At 43.2% G+C, this 16,884-nt stretch carries 16 protein-coding genes and 1 tRNA gene; 9 read left to right on the top strand and 8 right to left on the bottom strand.

Going from position 1 to position 16,884, the window contains the following annotated elements; all coding sequences use genetic code 11:
* The first annotated feature begins 127 nt into the window (after positions 1-127).
* The gene (gene plsY, locus AB4298_RS07845; RefSeq protein ID WP_371986269.1) at positions 128-739 is read left to right on the top strand and encodes a glycerol-3-phosphate 1-O-acyltransferase PlsY; all 612 of its coding nucleotides are present in this window, start codon (positions 128-130) and stop codon (positions 737-739) included.
* A gap of 254 nt (positions 740-993) precedes the next feature.
* Entirely contained in the window at positions 994-1,617 is a 624-nt protein-coding gene (locus tag AB4298_RS07840; RefSeq protein WP_371986267.1) for a 2OG-Fe(II) oxygenase, read from the top strand.
* 70 nt (positions 1,618-1,687) lie between these two features.
* On the opposite strand, the gene tsaD is transcribed toward AB4298_RS07840, so the two are convergent.
* Positions 1,688-2,704 carry a tRNA (adenosine(37)-N6)-threonylcarbamoyltransferase complex transferase subunit TsaD gene (gene tsaD / locus AB4298_RS07835; protein ID WP_248997637.1) on the bottom strand — a complete coding sequence of 339 codons (1,017 nt, stop codon included), beginning with the start codon at positions 2,702-2,704 and terminating at the stop codon, positions 1,688-1,690.
* Between the two features lie 228 nt (positions 2,705-2,932).
* Between tsaD and rpsU the strand changes: the two genes are divergently transcribed.
* The 5 genes from rpsU to AB4298_RS07810 all read left to right on the top strand — a co-directional run bounded on the left by rpsU (position 2,933) and on the right by AB4298_RS07810 (position 7,856).
* Positions 2,933-3,148: a 30S ribosomal protein S21 gene (gene rpsU, locus AB4298_RS07830; protein WP_006080725.1), complete on the top strand. Its 216-nt coding sequence runs from the start codon at positions 2,933-2,935 to the stop codon at positions 3,146-3,148.
* Positions 3,149-3,155: 7 nt separating this feature from the next.
* Positions 3,156-3,599, top strand: coding sequence for a GatB/YqeY domain-containing protein (locus tag AB4298_RS07825; RefSeq protein ID WP_220765702.1), 444 nt, complete (start codon positions 3,156-3,158; stop codon positions 3,597-3,599).
* Between the two features lie 137 nt (positions 3,600-3,736).
* Complete coding sequence (dnaG, locus tag AB4298_RS07820) at positions 3,737-5,467, top strand: DNA primase (protein ID WP_371986263.1); 1,731 nt, start codon at positions 3,737-3,739, stop codon at positions 5,465-5,467.
* A gap of 127 nt (positions 5,468-5,594) precedes the next feature.
* Positions 5,595-7,436, top strand: coding sequence for an RNA polymerase sigma factor RpoD (gene rpoD, locus AB4298_RS07815; RefSeq protein WP_248997639.1), 1,842 nt, complete (start codon positions 5,595-5,597; stop codon positions 7,434-7,436).
* A gap of 343 nt (positions 7,437-7,779) precedes the next feature.
* A tRNA-Ile gene (locus AB4298_RS07810) sits at positions 7,780-7,856 on the top strand.
* A gap of 220 nt (positions 7,857-8,076) precedes the next feature.
* Here AB4298_RS07810 and AB4298_RS07805 read toward each other — a convergent pair.
* From AB4298_RS07805 to AB4298_RS07790, 4 genes are read right to left on the bottom strand one after another with little or no spacing between them, the layout of a single operon-like run.
* Positions 8,077-10,248: a c-type cytochrome gene (locus tag AB4298_RS07805; protein WP_371986262.1), complete on the bottom strand. Its 2,172-nt coding sequence runs from the start codon at positions 10,246-10,248 to the stop codon at positions 8,077-8,079.
* A 1-nt stretch (position 10,249) separates the two neighbouring features.
* A complete protein-coding gene (locus AB4298_RS07800) occupies positions 10,250-10,864 on the bottom strand; it encodes a cbb3-type cytochrome c oxidase subunit II (RefSeq protein ID WP_220779447.1) in 615 nt (204 codons plus the stop codon).
* Positions 10,857-12,269, bottom strand: coding sequence for a cytochrome-c oxidase, cbb3-type subunit I (gene ccoN / locus AB4298_RS07795; protein ID WP_220779445.1), 1,413 nt, complete (start codon positions 12,267-12,269; stop codon positions 10,857-10,859). The genes AB4298_RS07800 and ccoN overlap by 8 nt, the downstream gene beginning before the upstream one ends.
* A 3-nt stretch (positions 12,270-12,272) precedes the next feature.
* The gene (locus AB4298_RS07790) at positions 12,273-12,605 is read right to left on the bottom strand and encodes a c-type cytochrome (protein WP_220779443.1); all 333 of its coding nucleotides are present in this window, start codon (positions 12,603-12,605) and stop codon (positions 12,273-12,275) included.
* A 677-nt stretch (positions 12,606-13,282) separates the two neighbouring features.
* On the opposite strand from AB4298_RS07790, the gene AB4298_RS07785 reads away from it, so the two are divergent.
* Positions 13,283-13,714 carry a universal stress protein gene (locus tag AB4298_RS07785; protein WP_371986259.1) on the top strand — a complete coding sequence of 144 codons (432 nt, stop codon included), beginning with the start codon at positions 13,283-13,285 and terminating at the stop codon, positions 13,712-13,714.
* A gap of 85 nt (positions 13,715-13,799) precedes the next feature.
* Here AB4298_RS07785 and gabD read toward each other — a convergent pair whose 3' ends face one another.
* The 3 genes from gabD to AB4298_RS07770 form a co-directional block, all read right to left on the bottom strand.
* Positions 13,800-15,248, bottom strand: coding sequence for an NADP-dependent succinate-semialdehyde dehydrogenase (gene gabD, locus AB4298_RS07780; protein ID WP_371986257.1), 1,449 nt, complete (start codon positions 15,246-15,248; stop codon positions 13,800-13,802).
* 149 nt (positions 15,249-15,397) lie between these two features.
* The gene (gene cyaB / locus AB4298_RS07775; protein ID WP_248997644.1) at positions 15,398-15,955 is read right to left on the bottom strand and encodes a class IV adenylate cyclase; all 558 of its coding nucleotides are present in this window, start codon (positions 15,953-15,955) and stop codon (positions 15,398-15,400) included.
* A 193-nt stretch (positions 15,956-16,148) separates the two neighbouring features.
* Positions 16,149-16,316: a hypothetical protein gene (locus AB4298_RS07770; protein WP_248997645.1), complete on the bottom strand. Its 168-nt coding sequence runs from the start codon at positions 16,314-16,316 to the stop codon at positions 16,149-16,151.
* A gap of 183 nt (positions 16,317-16,499) precedes the next feature.
* Between AB4298_RS07770 and AB4298_RS07765 the strand changes: the two genes are divergently transcribed.
* Complete coding sequence (locus tag AB4298_RS07765) at positions 16,500-16,844, top strand: DUF3634 family protein (protein ID WP_248997646.1); 345 nt, start codon at positions 16,500-16,502, stop codon at positions 16,842-16,844.
* Positions 16,845-16,884 lie beyond the last annotated feature (40 nt).

Here is a 16,884-nt window from a genome sequence, read left to right as displayed (position 1 = left end):
AATAAAGTATTTCCGACAGCATTTTATGTACTCGTTATGCGTTTAATTGTTCGGTAACGAACCAAGCACAATAAGCACGTTCTTTTATGTGGCGCGATAATACCCTAAGACGGATAAGGAAACCAATTTGACCATAACAGTACTCACCATAGTCATGATTTTGGCCGCATATTTTGCAGGCTCAATATCCAGTGCTGTTCTGGTGTGTAAAATGCGTGGCCTTCCAGATCCTCGTAGCCAAGGTTCAGGTAATCCTGGCGCCACTAACGTTTTACGTATTGGTGGTGCTAGCTCAGCCGCTTTGGTACTGTTTTTTGATATGCTAAAAGGTGCAGCGCCAGCGTATTTAGCTTTTAGGTTAGGTGTCGACCCAATCGCTCTTGGGGTAATTGCTATTGCAGCCTGTCTTGGACATATTTTCCCCATATTCTTTAGCTTTAAAGGCGGTAAAGGCGTGGCAACCGCATTTGGCGCGATGGCTCCCATTGGTCCTGATTTAGCTCTTTGTTTAATGGGCTCTTGGATCGTCATCGCTTTAGTCACGCGTTATTCATCATTTGCGGCTATTTGCACCGCGTTACTTGCCCCAGTTTATACTTGGTGGCTTGACGACAGGTTCACCATTCCAGTCACCATGTTGTCAGCACTAATTGTTATTCGCCATAAAGATAACATTAAGCGCTTAATTCGCGGTGAAGAGTCTAAAGTATCGCGAAAAAAACACTCTAAAATACCGTAAAACGTTAACCTTTCACCCTAGCTACACGCGAAAATAGCTTACAGCTATTACTCAGCAGCTTTACCTAAACACAACCTTGTCAACAGCGGTTTTTAATTAGATTGCTTTTTCGTTATCCCAGTCTATAATCGCGCCGATTTTTACTGGAGATACATCAAATAAATATCTCCTTCTGACACTACCTCGAATACAGTGCCTACTCAGGCCTGCCAGTACAGCTATCGTGTTTGCTCCCTTTTTCCGAGTACAAAGTTATGCTTCCACAACTAAGTGAAGCTGTGATGGATACTATTGCTGATGCATTGGTTGAAACCGGCTATATCGTGCTGTCCAACACCTTGCCTGCAACTGTTTGCGAACAGTTATTACAAACCTCTAAAAATGCAACTTGGGATGATTTTCGCCCTGCTGCCATTGGCCGTGGCGGTGAGCAACAATTTGTAGAGAGTATTCGTAGCGACCAGATCCGCTGGTTAACAGAGCAACGTCCTGCCGATAAACAATATTTAGAGCTAATGACTCAACTGCGCGAAGGCATGAATAAGCGATTATTTCTGGGATTATTTGATTTTGAAAGCCACTATGCTATTTACGAGCCCGGCGCTTTTTATCAAAAGCATTCAGATGTATTGCAGGGTACCCGAAACCGTATCCTGACCTCAGTGTTATTTCTAAACCATGACTGGCAACCAGAGCATGCTGGTGAGCTGGTAGTTTACGATAAGGCCGACAATAAGCTTGAAACCATTACGCCTGAATTTGGTAAGTGGGTGGTGTTTTTAAGCGAGCACTTCCCTCATGAAGTACTGCCTACTACAGTTAATCGTTATAGCATCGCAGGCTGGTTCCGCGTCAGTAATGCTAACCATGGTTTTTAACTAGTACACCTTATTCAGAATATAAAACGGCGCTCTAGAGCGCCGTTTTCAAAATCTAATTGTGCAGACTTTAATCTACTGGCTCTAGCGTGTCTAACGGCCATCTTGGCTGTCCTTTAACCGCTAAGTCTTCAGTTTGTCCAGCTTTTAAACGCTGTAGGCCCGCATAAGCAATCATCGCTCCGTTATCGGTACAAAACTCTCCACGCGGATAATAAACCTTACCACCTAAGCCTTGCATCATTTCGGCTAAAGACGAACGTAAGCGGGTGTTAGCACTAACACCGCCTGCAATCACAAGATTCTTATAACCCGTTTGCTTAAGTGCTCGCTTACATTTAATTGCTAAAGTATCGACAACCGCTTCTTCGAATGCGCAAGCTATATTCGCGCGAGTTTGATCATCTTTAGGCTCTGCTGCAATGGTATTCGCCGCGAATGTTTTAAGGCCTGAGAAACTCATATTTAGCCCAGGTTTATCCGTCATCGGACGAGGGAAACGGTAACTATTTGGCACGCCTTTAGCGGCGAGTTTTGATAGTCTTGGTCCGCCTGGGTAATCAAGCCCCATTAGCTTAGCCGTTTTATCAAATGCTTCACCAGCTGCGTCATCAACAGATTCACCCAACACTTCATAACGACCAATACCTTCGACACCAACGATCATCGAGTGACCACCAGAAACTAACAAAGCAAGAAACGGAAATGCTGGCACGTCGTCTTCTAGCATTGGCGCAAGTAGATGTCCTTCCATATGGTGTACACCTATCGCTGGCTTATCCCAAGAAAAAGCTAAAGCGCGACCAACACAAGCACCTACGAGCAATGCACCAATAAGACCCGGGCCTTTGGTATAAGCGATACCATCAAGATCATCAATAGTCATACCCGCATCAGCAAGTGCTTGGCGTATTAAAGGCACAATCTTGCGAACATGGTCTCGTGATGCAAGTTCTGGCACGACTCCACCATAGTCAGCATGCAATTTAACCTGACTATAAAGCGCATGCGATAGCAGACCCTTTTCATCATCATAAACTGCAATACCTGTTTCATCACAGGATGTTTCTATACCTAAAACCCGCATTATTTCTCGTCTTCGGTTGACATAATTACCGCTAATTCTACCTGCTGTGCTTTAATTACTCCATAGCGCTGTTGCGGTCTGCGGATAATATCGCCGATATTGACACATTCTGATCGCTATAAGGGGTTTACAAGAGGGTCTAAGTCGGTATAGAATTCCGCACCATTTTTAAATTATCTGAGTCAAGTAATTGTCTCAATACAACCTACACCTAAGGGGTGATGGCGTATGCCAATTATTAAAGTACGTGAAAACGAACCATTCGACGTAGCTCTACGTCGTTTCAAGCGCTCTTGTGAAAAAGCTGGTATCCTAGCTGACGTTCGCGCTCGTGAATTCTACGAGAAGCCAACTACTGCACGTAAGCGTGCTAAAGCCGCTGCAGTTAAGCGTCTTGCTAAGAAGCTTTCTCGCGAAAACGCACGTCGCGTACGTTTATACTAATCTCATTATGAGCCTAGTTGATCAGCTAAAAGACCAAATGAAAGAAGCCATGCGCGCGAAAGAAAAGCTGCGTTTGGGGACTATTCGTATGGCACTAGCCGCCGTTAAGCAGGTCGAAGTGGACACCCGCGAGACTCTGACTAACGACCAAGCTATAGCGGTCTTAACCAAAATGGTAAAACAGCGTCGTGACTCTATTGCTCAATATGAAGCAGCAGGTCGTGACGAGCTAGCACAAATTGAAGCAGATGAAATTCTAGTTTTAGAAAAATTTCTGCCTCAACCGCTTTCTGAAGAGGAAGTGATTGCGTTAGTTGATGCAAGCATCGTTGAGATGGGCGCGTCCACCATGGCGGATATGGGTAAAGTAATGGGAGCTTTAAAACCAAAAGTTATGGGTAGAGCTGACATGGCGGCAATTGGCGCTATGATCCGTGCAAAACTTAAGTAACTTTAGTTTTATTGCATGAATGAGCCGTGCTTCTGCGCGGCTTGTTTGTTTTAGAAATTCCCTAATTTTATTTCCGAAATTCCTGATTTCACGTAATTTTTGATTTCACGTAATAAAGGCGGCATTTAACAACACTAATGGCGATACCTCGTGATTTTATTAATGAGCTAGTAGCTCGCACTGATATTGTCGACTTAATCGACCCTAAAGTGCCCCTGAAGAAGGCGGGTAAAAATCACTCTGCCTGTTGTCCTTTTCATAGCGAAAAATCTCCCTCTTTTACAGTTAGCAGAGATAAACAGTTTTATCATTGTTTTGGCTGCGGCGCGCACGGCAACGTTATCGACTTTGTCATGGAATATGACCGACTCGACTTTGTTGATGCCATTGAAGAACTCGCTGGACAACTGGGACTTGAAGTTCCACGGGAACAAGGCACTGGCAAACCACGCGACCAAGAACTCAGTCGCGACTTATATCAGTTAATGGAAGAAGCCAGTAACTTCTTTCAAAATCAGCTTAGACAGCACACTGACAAACAAAAAGTCCTTGATTACCTTGAGCATCGAGGCCTTTCAAAAGAAGTGGTTGAACACTTCAATATCGGTTTTGCACCCGACGGTTGGGATGGCTTACTAAGTCGTTACCGCCAGAACCAAGATTCGCAAGATAAGCTACTCACCGCCGGTATGGTTATTGAGAATGATAGCGGTAAACGCTATGACAGATTCCGTGACCGACTCATGTTTCCTATTCGCGATAGACGCGGACGAGTCATTGGCTTTGGTGGCCGAGTTTTAGGAGAAGGTACGCCAAAGTACTTGAATTCTCCAGAAACGCCCATATTTCATAAAGGCAATGAACTTTACGGTCTTTACGAACTTAAACAGCGTCATCGAGACCCACAGCGAGTATTAATCGTTGAAGGCTATATGGACGTGGTTGCACTAGCACAATTTGACGTTGACTACGCTGTCGCTTCGCTAGGAACGTCAACCACAGCTGATCAATTCCAGCTATTACTTCGTAGTGCAAAAGAAGTCATCTGTTGCTACGACGGTGACAAAGCAGGTAAAGAAGCTGCATGGCGCGCATTAGAAACAGCATTACCTCTGCTCAAGCCTGGTAATCAAGTTCGTTTTATGTTCCTTCCTGAAGGGGAAGACCCCGATACTTTAGTCAGACAAATTGGTAAAGAGCAATTTGAAAACAGTATCGACCAAGCGATGGCGCTACCCGAGTTTTTGTTTGAAAACCTAACAAAAACCTACGGTAATGAAGATAAAAGTGTGTTGGCAAAGAATGCCATCAAACTGATAGAAAAAGTACAGGACACCGTTTTACAGAGCCTGTTACTTGAAGATTTAGCACATAAGCTAAGAATGAACGGTGCTGATGAACTTAAACGAAAATTCAACTTTTCGACTAAGACAGCTGAAAAGCCAAATCAGCACAAAGCGTTGAAAGGACGTGGTACTCCATTGCGATTAGCCATTGCATTGTTGGTACAGCACCCACGTTTAGGTGAGAACTTACCTGAACAACCAGCGCTAAAACATATACAGATGGCCGGCATTGACTTGCTGACCCTTGTATTAGATTTAACTCGCGGACAAGTGATAAGCAGCGCACAACTACTTGAACAGTTTAGGGGCGATAACCAATTCAGCACCCTAAAAAAACTGACCCAATGGGATCATCAAGTGGCGGATGAAAACTTGCTTCAAAAGTTAAAGGAAACACTCGTTTGGTTAAACAACCAGTATCTTGAACAACGTTATCAAGAACTGAGTATGAAGAAGAACCTAACGAAAGAAGAGCGGTTACAGCTTAGTAAGCTAATTTCAGTGATTAAAAACAAGGCTTAATTAAAAATTCAGCCTCAAAAGTAAACACTTGGACTAGCACAGACAAGCGCCGAAGGCTATAATTGACGACTTGCGTGGCTGTTTTTTGCCCGTCGTTTTAACTGTATTCCCAACTTGGATGATATCTATGGATCATACTCCGCAGTCGCAACTTAAATTGTTGCTCGCCAAAGGTAAAGAGCAAGGTTACTTAACCTATGCAGAAGTGAACGATCACTTACCTGCAGACATGGTCGATTCTGACCAGATTGAAGATATTATCCAGATGATCAATGACATGGGTATTCGAGTCTATGAACAGGCTCCGGATGCTGATGAAATCATGATGTCTGAAGACAGCACCGATGATGATGCTGCAGAAGAAGCTGCTGCTGCACTTGCAACAGTAGAAGCTGAATTAGGTCGTACTACCGACCCAGTACGTATGTATATGCGTGAAATGGGTACCGTTGAACTTCTAACCCGTGAAGGCGAGATTGTTATCGCTAAGCGTATCGAAGAAGGCATCAACACGGTTCAAGCATCGGTTGCGGAATATCCGCAAGCGATTGCCATGATCCTTGAGCAATACGACCGTTACGAAGCTGAAGAAGTCAGACTTTCTGACATTATCTCTGGATTTGTCGATCCAAATGCAGAAGATGTCGCTCCAACAGCGACTCACGTTGGTTCAGAATTATCTGATGATGATTTAGATGATGAAGATGACGATGACGATGATGATGACGATGATGCAGAGGAAGAGGAAGGTCCAAAAGGTCCGGATCCTGAAGAAGCTAAAGAGAAGTTCACAACACTTCGTCTAGCTCACGAAAATGCATTAAGAATTATCGCTGACAAAGGTCGTGGTCACCCAGAGTCGACTGTAGCACTATTTGAAATTGGCGAGATCTTCAAAGAGTTCCGTTTGATGCCTAAGCAGTTCGACCGCTTAGTTAAGAACATGCGCTCTATGATGGACAAAGTCCGTGTTCAAGAACGTTTGATCATGAAGCTTTGTGTTGAACAAGCCAAAATGCCGAAGAAAAACTTCGTCAAAGTATACACTAGCAACGAAAGCAGCATCGAGTGGTTCAACGACGAGTTAGCATCAGGTAAACCATATGTAGAAGGTCTACAAATGGTTGAATTTGATGTTCAACGTTGCCGTGCAAAGCTTGACGCAATCGAGACAGAAACAGGTCTTGCTATTGGTGCTATTAAAGATATCAACCGTCGTATGTCTATCGGTGAAGCGAAAGCTCGTCGTGCGAAGAAAGAGATGGTTGAAGCGAACTTACGTCTAGTAATTTCTATCGCGAAAAAGTACACCAACCGTGGTCTACAATTCTTGGATCTAATTCAGGAAGGTAACATCGGTCTGATGAAAGCGGTAGATAAGTTCGAATACCGTCGTGGTTATAAGTTCTCGACCTATGCAACTTGGTGGATCCGTCAGGCGATCACTCGCTCTATTGCTGACCAAGCAAGAACGATCCGTATCCCAGTACATATGATTGAAACGATCAACAAGCTTAACCGTATCTCTCGTCAAATGCTGCAAGAGATGGGACGTGAGCCTTCTCCTGAAGAGTTGGCAGAGCGCATGTTAATGCCTGAAGATAAGATCCGTAAGGTACTTAAGATTGCTAAAGAGCCTATCTCAATGGAAACGCCTATTGGTGACGATGAAGATTCGCACTTAGGTGACTTTATTGAAGATACGACGCTTGAACTACCTCTTGATTCAGCGACAGGCGAAAGCTTGAAGAACGCGACTCACGAAGTACTAGCAGGTCTTACAGCTCGTGAAGCTAAGGTACTGCGTATGCGTTTCGGTATCGACATGAACACTGACCACACGCTAGAAGAAGTGGGTAAGCAGTTTGACGTAACACGTGAACGTATTCGTCAGATTGAAGCTAAAGCGCTACGTAAGTTACGTCACCCTTCTCGCTCAGAGATCTTAAAGTCATTCTTAGACGAGTAGTCTAGTTATTGATATTGAGTAGCCGTTTTACATGGCATCTCAAATAGAAAAGCTGCCGAATCGGCAGCTTTTTTTTGCTTAAAATTAATGTTGGTAAACAAAATCAGCTGTATTAAACATTCTTACGAATCAAGTTTAGACCTTTCTTATTCAATGCTAAATTTCTGAATTAACCGCAAAAGTTCTATTCAGTTTAACTGCTAATATAAAAACTAACGCAATATTGATTAACAGATAGGCAGTCGTGCTGTTATAAGCAGTTTTTAGCAAAATCGCTGGTGACAAGCAGTTACAAACCTCGTATACTTCTTTCCGCTTTCGATAGTGACGACTATCTTAAGTCGGCCCCTTAGCTCAGTTGGTTAGAGCATACGACTCATAATCGTCAGGTCCACAGTTCAAGTCTGTGAGGGGCCACCAATTTTGATAAGCCGCTTAAAGAAATTTAAGCGGCTTTTTCATGCCTGTAATTTGACTGTCGAAACAAAAGCCGTAATCGTCATCAATTCATGCAGTTCAAGGCTACGGATACATTCCCCACAACCTAAATGATTTAAGCTCAAACGAGCCTCTGTCTAGTCCTAAAATAAAAAAGCCTACACAGTGTAGGCTTTAAATATGGCATAAAACTGTCCTGAGATTAGTCGATACTAATATCACCGTCTCTATGGTCATACATATCAGGCGTGGTATGCAGATTGCCTGCAAAGCCAGCTTTCTCTAATTGCCTACGAACCGCTTTAACCTGCTCAGCTGTAACCGGCTCTTTTCTATCACCTAAATAGTAACGAACGAAGCTAATAAGATTTGCCAGCTCAGTATCCGTCAATACATTTTGGAAGCTGGTCATCGGCATAAAATTACGTTCTTCATCTAAGTAGGTCGGTGACAGCCCACGTATTGTCACAGCAATTGTATTAAACGGATCACTGTGCATAATGATGCCGTTATTTAGCAGAGTTGGTGCAATCGGATCTCGTCCTTTACCGTCTTCACCATGACAAGCCCCACAAGTCTCTGCATACAATGAATAAGCATTGAATTGCTTATCAGCATAAGCTTCTTGGGTAAAACCCGTTGGGTTCAGTTGCTGTGTATCTGCTGGAATGGTGTTGTATTCATCGCCCACCAGCAAATACCGTGAGATGGTTTTAATATCATCACGCGTCATTAAACTCGTGCTATTTTTCACTACATCAGCCATACCAGCAAATGCAGAGCCTTTTGAAGAGTGCCCGGTATGTAAAAAGTCGGTTAGTGACTCCATATCCCAGCGGTCTTGATAAAGCTCTTTAGCGCTAATATCAGGCGCGTTCCAGCCATCAATTAAATTACCTTGGAATATCTTCTCAGGGATCAAGGCCTGAGCAAGATTACGCGGCGTATGACACTCGCTACAATGACCAAGTCCCATCACCCAATACTTACCCTGTTGCCACTCTTTTAACTCTTGCTCAGTTAATTCAACATGCTTAGGAGCCTCATAAGATAGCGGCGCTGTATCCATAAAGACCAAGTTCCAACCCAATAGTCCGGTACGAATATTCGATGGAAAGATCATCTCATTCTTATCATTTTGCCTCGCGACTGCGGTAATCGACTGCAAATAACTCCACAAATCCTGAGTGTCTTGCTCTTTTAAATATTGATACGAGGTGTAAGGCATTGCAGGGTAGAGATAACCATGACGGCCCTTTCCCTCATACAAGGCAGCCTTAAAATCGGCGTAATCATCACTGCCTATGCCTTCACTCACATGCGGGGTGATATTGGTTGAATATACGGTACCAAATGGGGTTTTAAATGGCAGTCCACCAGCAAAGCGCTCGCCACCTTCTGAGCTGTGACAGGCGACGCAATCACCGGCATTAACTAAATATTCACCACGTTTAACCGCTTCAGGATCAAGTGCTGCTAACCTCGCATCGCGTTCTAGACGCTGCTCAGTTATATAAGCGCCAACAGCTAAGATTTCGTTATTACTTAACTGCGATTCAAACCCAGGCATAAGATTATTTAGACCGAAATCAATGGTGTGTTTAATTTCTTCAATACTGCCACCATGCAGCCAAATGGCATCATTGAGTAAGGGCGCACCAATTTGCGTATTGGCAACCGTGCCATCGCCATGACAACTGGCACAATATTGAGTAAATATGCCTTTACCAAGATCAATCTTCACCTGTGGTGCATTTAAATTACGTCGCTCAGGCTGCAGTGAAGCAATGTAATAAGCCATCTTAGTTATTTGATCATCAGATAAAATACCTTTCCAGCCTGGCATTGCACCATGACGCCCCTTTTCTATCGAATGTAAAATCTCCGACTCGCTGCCTCCATAAAGCCACTCATTATCAACCAGATTTGGAAAGTGTTTTTGCCCTTGCGCATTACGGCGGTGACAAGCAGCACAATGAGTTTCAAATAATGATGCACCGCTATTGGTAATCACTTTATTTTTAGCCAGCGCCATTAAACTTTTATCATTTAATGGCGCCATTTCAATTTCTAAATCGGTTACAGGCGAGCTCAAAGCATCATCACTTTGCACCCAGCCCATTAAGCCATTCCAATTACCTAACCCCGGGTAGAGAACTAAGAAGATAACTGACATAACAAATGCGACTAGGTAAGAAATAAACAGCAATCTAGGAGGCGGCGCATCGTTTTCATCAATGCCATCAAAGGTATCAATGGTTTTATGTTCATCAGCACTGTGATTGTCACGCCAATACTTAATAATAACCAGCGCCATAAAACTAAGAAAAATAACGATGAATCCTACGACCCATACATTCCAGAAAACAGTCATATTAACGCTCCTGATCACTGGCTGTGTCTTGTCCTAAGCTTTGCAGATATTGAACCAAAGCCTCCCCTTTACTTACGCCTCTAACCGCAAGTCTCGCTCTTTCAATCTCGTTATCGGAGTATGGAACGCCTAATGTTTGCAGCGCCCGCATTTTGGCTTCAATTTCATCTCCAGTGAGCACCTGTTCAAATAACCATGGATAAGCAGGCATTAATGATGTCGGTACAACCTGTCTTGGATTTATTAGATGGATCCGCTGCCATTGCTCAGAGTATTTTCGGCCCAGATTCGTTAAGTCAGGCCCTGTGCGTTTAGACCCCCACAAATTAGGAAACTCGTAGATATCGTCTGCTTCTTTATTGGCTCTGCCATCACGCTTAACTTCAGGGTCTATGTTTCGTACCATTTGTGTATGGCAAACATGACAGCCTTCACTGATATAAACGTCACGCCCTGACACCTCAATTGCTGTTAATGGTTTAGCCAGCGAGTTAGCCCTAATTTCGTCAGTACGTACTAAGTTCGGTACAATTAGCACTACAATTGAGAAACTCGCGACAACCACAGTTGCGACAATGAGGATCACCAAAGATTGGGTAAAGTCTTTACTAAGCATCTTTACTACCCTCCACTAATTCAGTTGCAGTAACCGTCTTATATAAGTTAAATGCCATCAATAGCAGACCGAATACAAAGCATGCACCGCCAAAGAAACGTACAAACAACCAAGGGGCTTTAAAGTCCATAGCCTCAACAAAACTGTAGACAAGCGAGCCATTTTCTTGCTGAGCAAGCCACATGTAGCCTTCACCAATCCCTGCAACCCACAAGGCAATAGCGTATAGGGCAACACCTAGATGGGCTAACCAAAAGTGCCATTTAAGTAATCGCTGCGACCAGAGACCGTCCTTTCCCCAAAGCCTTGGAATGAAATAATAAAATACTGCTATACCTGACATTCCCACCCAGCCAAGCGCTGCGGAATGCACATGTCCAATAATCCATTCTGTGTTGTGAGCTAACATATTAAACCAACGGATTGCCAGCAATGGTCCCTCGAATGTCGCTAAGCAGTAATACAAAATAGCCGACATAAAGAACCACATGATGTAATCGGTTTTCAACTTGGCTTTATTCTGCAGTAGCGTCATCGCACTATTAAATGCACCTGCCCATGAGGGTAGCCACAAGATAAGTGACATAACAATACCGATGTTTTGCACCCACACAGGGACTGATGAGTAAACCAGATGATGGGTTCCCGCCCAAGTATAGAAACCGACTAGTCCCCAGAAATGAATAATCGACAAGCGATAGGAATAGATAGGACGTTCAGAGATCTTGGGGATGAAGTAATAGTTCATACCAATGATGCCAGCTGTTAATAAGAAACCTACCGCGTTGTGGCCCCACCACCACTGCACAATGGCATCTTGGGCACCTGCAAACACTGAGTACGACTTCATAAAGTAAGCGGGCAAGGCTAGATTATTGAGGATAAAAATCAGTGCAATAACGATGATAAACGCACCAAAAAACCAATTAGCGACAAAGATATGATGTACTTTTCGTTTCGCGATAGTGCCAAAAAACAGTACTGCATACAGTACCCAAACAATGACAATTAAGATGTCTATTGGCCACTCGAGTTCCGCATACTCTTTACTGGTCGTATAACCTAACGGCAAACTAATCAGCGCAAGCATAAGCACCAGTTGCCAGCCCCAAAACACCATCCAAGACAGGCTTCTGTTAAATAACCTTGTTTGACCCGTCCGCTGCACAATATACAAGGATGTACCCATCAAGATATTAACCACAAAGCCATATATCACCCCAGATGTGTGCAGGGGACGTAGACGGCCGAATTGAATATATTCAGAATCAAAATTAAGTGCTGGCCAATAAAGCTGGGCGGCTAATACCACGCCAATAAACATACCCGCTATCGACCAGCCAAGTGCTGCAATAATAAAATACCGAACGACTTTTACATCATAGTTATCAGTGCCTACTAGCATGCCCTACTCCTCTTCTTTTTTCGTGCCCAAAACCGAGTAATAGTAGGAGATGTCCTTCATATCCTGTTCGCTAAGTGTGTCAGCTTGCTGTTGCATCAAAATAGCTAAACCACTGGTGCGCTGTCTGGATTGATAATCTTTTAAAGAGGAGATCAAATACCCCATCTTTTGACCACGTAAATTAGGGTAAGGATCAATAGTAGATATGCCATCTTCACCGTGGCAGGTCATACAAACCTTGGCTTTCTCCTTGCCAATTTTAAAGCTGGGGTCATAGTCAGCGGCTGCAGCCGTTGTCCAAAATAGTAGTATTAATAGTAGGGATATTCGGTTCATAAGCAGTCTCTTATCTTCTTGTGCACCTTATTGAAACTAGTCGGTATAAATTGAATTGCCACAATTTGCGCAATTATTCACCTAATAAATTAGTACGTAATGAACAACGATTGAGTTCAATAATTATGTTTCCGACTTGGACAGCCCTTTGACCGAAATTAATATGCCTACTGAAATAGCGCATTTCATCTGCGATATTGATCTCACTAAAGCTAAAATTAACAATAATTAAGGCTGATATTTTTGTGACTTTTATCAAGTATATATCTGACAAGCTATGGGATATTTATGACTCAAATTAGCTTTATCAAACCTAAATTAGAGGTCTTTTATGGATTTTATAAGACATGTTCCCGCGCTATTTTCTTTAATAATGGGAATTGCTATTGTTGAGTGCTGCGTCATCATTTTTGGCGTAACCATAAAACGACTGCAAAATGTGTTTATAAAAACCTAAGCTCTACCTGTTTGATAAAGTCCGCTATAGCGGGCTTTTTTATGCGAGTAAAGCCTTGGTAAGGACGCCTCAACCAGTATTCAATAACAACTATGCCGATTCACAAACTTGATTTACTCACAGCAATACAGCGCCTATATTTAAAGTAAGCAATCAATCCCTAAACAAGCCAATAAAAGCCTTTATCGACACAGCAAAACTAGGGATATAGGAGGGTGTTATGCGTAGCAAACAAATCCTTTGCCCAACTGACTTTTCAGAAACGGCATCACATGCAATAAGTTACGCAATTGAAATGGCAAACTTATATGAAGTAGGCGTCCGTCTTTTACACGTAGTCGACAAACCCTTTGGCGATAAACACACTCGTGTATTGGCAGAGACGCAAGATGAGCTCAACGAGAGAATGGAAAAACAAGCCGCAATAGAAATGCAACAGTACATTGACTCTATGGATGAATACTTCCCTTTTGAAAGTGCTATTTGCCATGGTCATCCTGTAGAGCAGATCTTAGTAACCGCGAAAAATATGGATGCAGGCATGATAGTGATAGCTAGTCATGGACGTACTGGCTTAAACCATTTTCTGAACCCAAATACTGCAGAAAAGGTCGTTAACAAAGCACACTGCCCAGTATTAGTTGTTAAATAAGACACTAACTATTTATTTAACTTAGTTTGGGTTTATGGATTTAGCTTAAGGGGCGCTGGCTCGCCCCTATGATTCAATGACCGTATTAAACCGACATACAGATATATTTCATCTCTACGTACTCTTCAATCCCAAACTTAGAGCCTTCACGCCCCAGACCCGATGACTTGATGCCACCAAAGGGAGCAACCTCGGTTGAGATTAATCCCGTATTTACACCTACCATGCCATACTCTAATGCCTCGGCCACTTTCCAGACTAATGAGATATCGCGACCATAAAAATAGGCCGCTAAGCCAAACTCGGTGTCGTTAGCCTGCTGGATAACATCATCAACATTAGAAAACTTAAACAGTGGCGCTAATGGGCCGAAGGTTTCTTCTTTAGCAACCAACATGGTTTTATCGACATCAGTAATAATAGTAGGCTCGAAAAAGTGGCCGCCAATACTGGCAAGCTTACCGCCAGCAAGCAGCTTAGCGCCTTTTGATAACGCATCATCTAGATGAGATTGCACCTTAGCGACGGCATCAGCATTAATAAGCGGGCCGGTTGTAACACCCGGTTCAGTTCCCACTCCGATGTTGAGTTTAGCCACTGCCGCAGCAAGCTTGCTAGCAAACGCGTCGTAGACTTTATCTTGCACATAGATTCGATTAGCGCAGACACAAGTTTGGCCAGCATTACGATATTTTGCGATCATTGCACCTTCAACGGCGGCATCAATATCGGCATCATCGAACACGATAAAAGGCGCATTGCCCCCCAATTCGAGCGACATTTTTTTAAGTGTAGGCGCGCACTGTTGCATCAGCTTTATCCCTACTGGCGTCGAGCCAGTAAACGATAACTTACGCACAGTGGGGTTAGCACATAGCTCATTACCTATCGCTACCGCATCACCTGTAACCACATTAAATACGCCTTTAGGAATGCCAGCTCGTTCGGCTAATTCAGCCAGAGCCAAAGCAGTAAAAGGAGTTTGCGGTGCTGGCTTAACCACCATAGTGCAGCCCGCGGCTAATGCCGGCGCGGCTTTACGGGTGATCATCGCTGCAGGAAAGTTCCAAGGTGTAATGGCAGCCGTTACGCCAACGCTTTGCTTAATTACCATCAAGCGCTTATCAGCCTGGTGACCAGGAATTGTGTCGCCGTATATACGCTTGGCTTCTTCGCTAAACCATTCAATAAAAGATGCCGCGTAAGCAACCTCTCCTTTAGCTTCGACGAGCGGCTTTCCTTGCTCTGTTGTCATTAACAAGGCTAAATCATCTTGGTGCGCTAACACTAATTCAAACCAACGAGTTAACTTACTACTGCGCTCTTTTGCAGTTAATGCCCGCCATGCAGGCAGTGCTGCTTCAGCAGCATCAATTGCCGCTTTAGTTTCATCTGCTCCCATGACTGGTACAGAGCCTATGACATCAAAAGTTGCTGGGTTAGCAATATCTATCGTGCTTTGATTATTTGCATCACACCATTGACCATTGATGTAACATTGCTGACGTAGCAAATTTATATCATTAAGCTGCATGGGCGTTCCTTTATTTGATAACACAATCAGTAAGTTTTCGATAACTGGCAACAAAAATACTTGCAACACTGAGGTTGCCGAACCATTAGGACTCCTAAGAAGAGCATTTGTTCCTGTAAACTTCACCCTGCAAAACCGTCAAACTCAGGTCATTGCGAGTAGCTACCCTGTAATGCTTCTTGCAACTGACGATAAGAATTGTGCTCTTCCATATCAGGAGTTAACCCCAAGCTTGCTGCTAATGCCAGTAATTCAGACTTATAACGTGCAAGAGAGGCCTCGTCATCAGTCATGATGGCAAGCTCAGCAAAGTCACCGACTCCAGCTAAGGTATCAACCGTGATATGAAACTCACCTAAAAAGTAGATACTGCGAGTCTTATGTAACTCTAAAACCCGCTCAAATCCCATTGTAAACAGCATGCTTTTAGCTCTATCACTGTCGCTAATATCGACCGCTTCGCAGCGATCCTTTTCAGGCCCTTTAACGATCCACAATTTAATGCCGGATGGCTGCATCTCTCGAATACATACACTCTTACGTTGCGTACCCAAAGTGTTACTCGGCATATCAAAGTAGCAATCATACTCTGCATTATCTTCAAGCATGACTTCAACGGCTAACAGCTTAAGCTTTTGTAAAAAATCGATTTTAGACTTCAGTCGATACTTAAATTCAACTTCATATTTACCAACAAAATGAGCCATTGTTATTACCGCTAAGCCAGATGAATGTAGTCAAAGAGTATACGCCGATAACACCATTAAAAACTGCTAAGTCTTCTAGAAAAATGGCTGAGAAATCAAATTTCTCAGCCATTTAGATAAGGCCATAATATCTTGTCTAACTCTTGTCTAACTAAGGCTATTAAACTTTAGCCACACTCGTTATGAACTGTCGCTATTTGAGCGGTTGCTCTGTAATAATTTCCGCCGCTACTTTACGCCAGCTTTGGCTCAGCTGCGTATGCTGCCTTTGGCGTTGGGGGAAAGTTTCAGATAAGTTTTCGAGGAGTTTGGCTTGTTTTTCACAAATCTCAAGCCAGCGATGCGCATTCGATATCGGCATAAAGTGTTTTCCCTAACCGTTTATGTTAACTATTAGCAGCGTTGATCCATTTAACGCCTCCACATTAAGGTAACGTGGATAGAATAAAAATTCCAATCTCGCGACATTGCCCTCTTTAAAATAATCAACCTGAGTAGTATCTTAACTTTAGGGCTTAAAGTGATTTAACGAAAAGGAAAGCGCATGACCCCAACCCTACTTAAAATTATTTTTATCGCCATAGCCATTTTTATTATCTACAAGCTGATTTTCAGCGGTAAAAAAGGTTTAACAGTGTTTGAGATGCACTTTAAGGATGGTCGCCTCACATCCCACAAAGGTAAGATTCCTGACAAATTTGCCAAAGAGTGCCGCTCCATTGCCAAATCAAATAAGCTGACTTGTACGGTTAGGGCTGAAAAACTTAATGGTGTGCGCCTGCATGTGTCTGCGAATGTCAGTGATGCACTGACACAGCGCATTAGAAATGTATTTCCATTTGAGTATTACGATAAGAAGCAGGTTGATAACAGCCGCAAAACATCATAAATGCTATAAAAGACCATTCAGTTCAAGGTTTGATATAGCC

Origin of the sequence: Shewanella sp. 10N.261.52.F9 (genome assembly GCF_041471165.1) — a bacterium.
Lineage (GTDB): Bacteria > Pseudomonadota > Gammaproteobacteria > Enterobacterales > Shewanellaceae > Shewanella > Shewanella marinintestina.
The sequence above is the reverse complement of the archived record's forward strand: the minus strand, read 5'-3'. Positions and strand labels throughout refer to the sequence as shown.

What these genes read in the sequence shown, in the direction of transcription:
- AB4298_RS07840 (WP_371986267.1), top strand. Translation starts at nt 994, where the DNA reads ATGCTTCCACAACTAAGTGAAGCTGTGATGGATACTATTGCTGATGCA.
- tsaD (WP_248997637.1), bottom strand. Translation starts at nt 2,704, where the DNA reads ATGCGGGTTTTAGGTATAGAAACATCCTGTGATGAAACAGGTATTGCA.
- rpsU (WP_006080725.1), top strand. Translation starts at nt 2,933, where the DNA reads ATGCCAATTATTAAAGTACGTGAAAACGAACCATTCGACGTAGCTCTA.
- AB4298_RS07825 (WP_220765702.1), top strand. Translation starts at nt 3,156, where the DNA reads ATGAGCCTAGTTGATCAGCTAAAAGACCAAATGAAAGAAGCCATGCGC.
- dnaG (WP_371986263.1), top strand. Translation starts at nt 3,737, where the DNA reads ATGGCGATACCTCGTGATTTTATTAATGAGCTAGTAGCTCGCACTGAT.
- rpoD (WP_248997639.1), top strand. Translation starts at nt 5,595, where the DNA reads ATGGATCATACTCCGCAGTCGCAACTTAAATTGTTGCTCGCCAAAGGT.
- AB4298_RS07805 (WP_371986262.1), bottom strand. Translation starts at nt 10,248, where the DNA reads ATGACTGTTTTCTGGAATGTATGGGTCGTAGGATTCATCGTTATTTTT.
- AB4298_RS07800 (WP_220779447.1), bottom strand. Translation starts at nt 10,864, where the DNA reads ATGCTTAGTAAAGACTTTACCCAATCTTTGGTGATCCTCATTGTCGCA.
- ccoN (WP_220779445.1), bottom strand. Translation starts at nt 12,269, where the DNA reads ATGCTAGTAGGCACTGATAACTATGATGTAAAAGTCGTTCGGTATTTT.
- AB4298_RS07790 (WP_220779443.1), bottom strand. Translation starts at nt 12,605, where the DNA reads ATGAACCGAATATCCCTACTATTAATACTACTATTTTGGACAACGGCT.
- AB4298_RS07785 (WP_371986259.1), top strand. Translation starts at nt 13,283, where the DNA reads ATGCGTAGCAAACAAATCCTTTGCCCAACTGACTTTTCAGAAACGGCA.
- gabD (WP_371986257.1), bottom strand. Translation starts at nt 15,248, where the DNA reads ATGCAGCTTAATGATATAAATTTGCTACGTCAGCAATGTTACATCAAT.
- cyaB (WP_248997644.1), bottom strand. Translation starts at nt 15,955, where the DNA reads ATGGCTCATTTTGTTGGTAAATATGAAGTTGAATTTAAGTATCGACTG.
- AB4298_RS07770 (WP_248997645.1), bottom strand. Translation starts at nt 16,316, where the DNA reads ATGCCGATATCGAATGCGCATCGCTGGCTTGAGATTTGTGAAAAACAA.
- AB4298_RS07765 (WP_248997646.1), top strand. Translation starts at nt 16,500, where the DNA reads ATGACCCCAACCCTACTTAAAATTATTTTTATCGCCATAGCCATTTTT.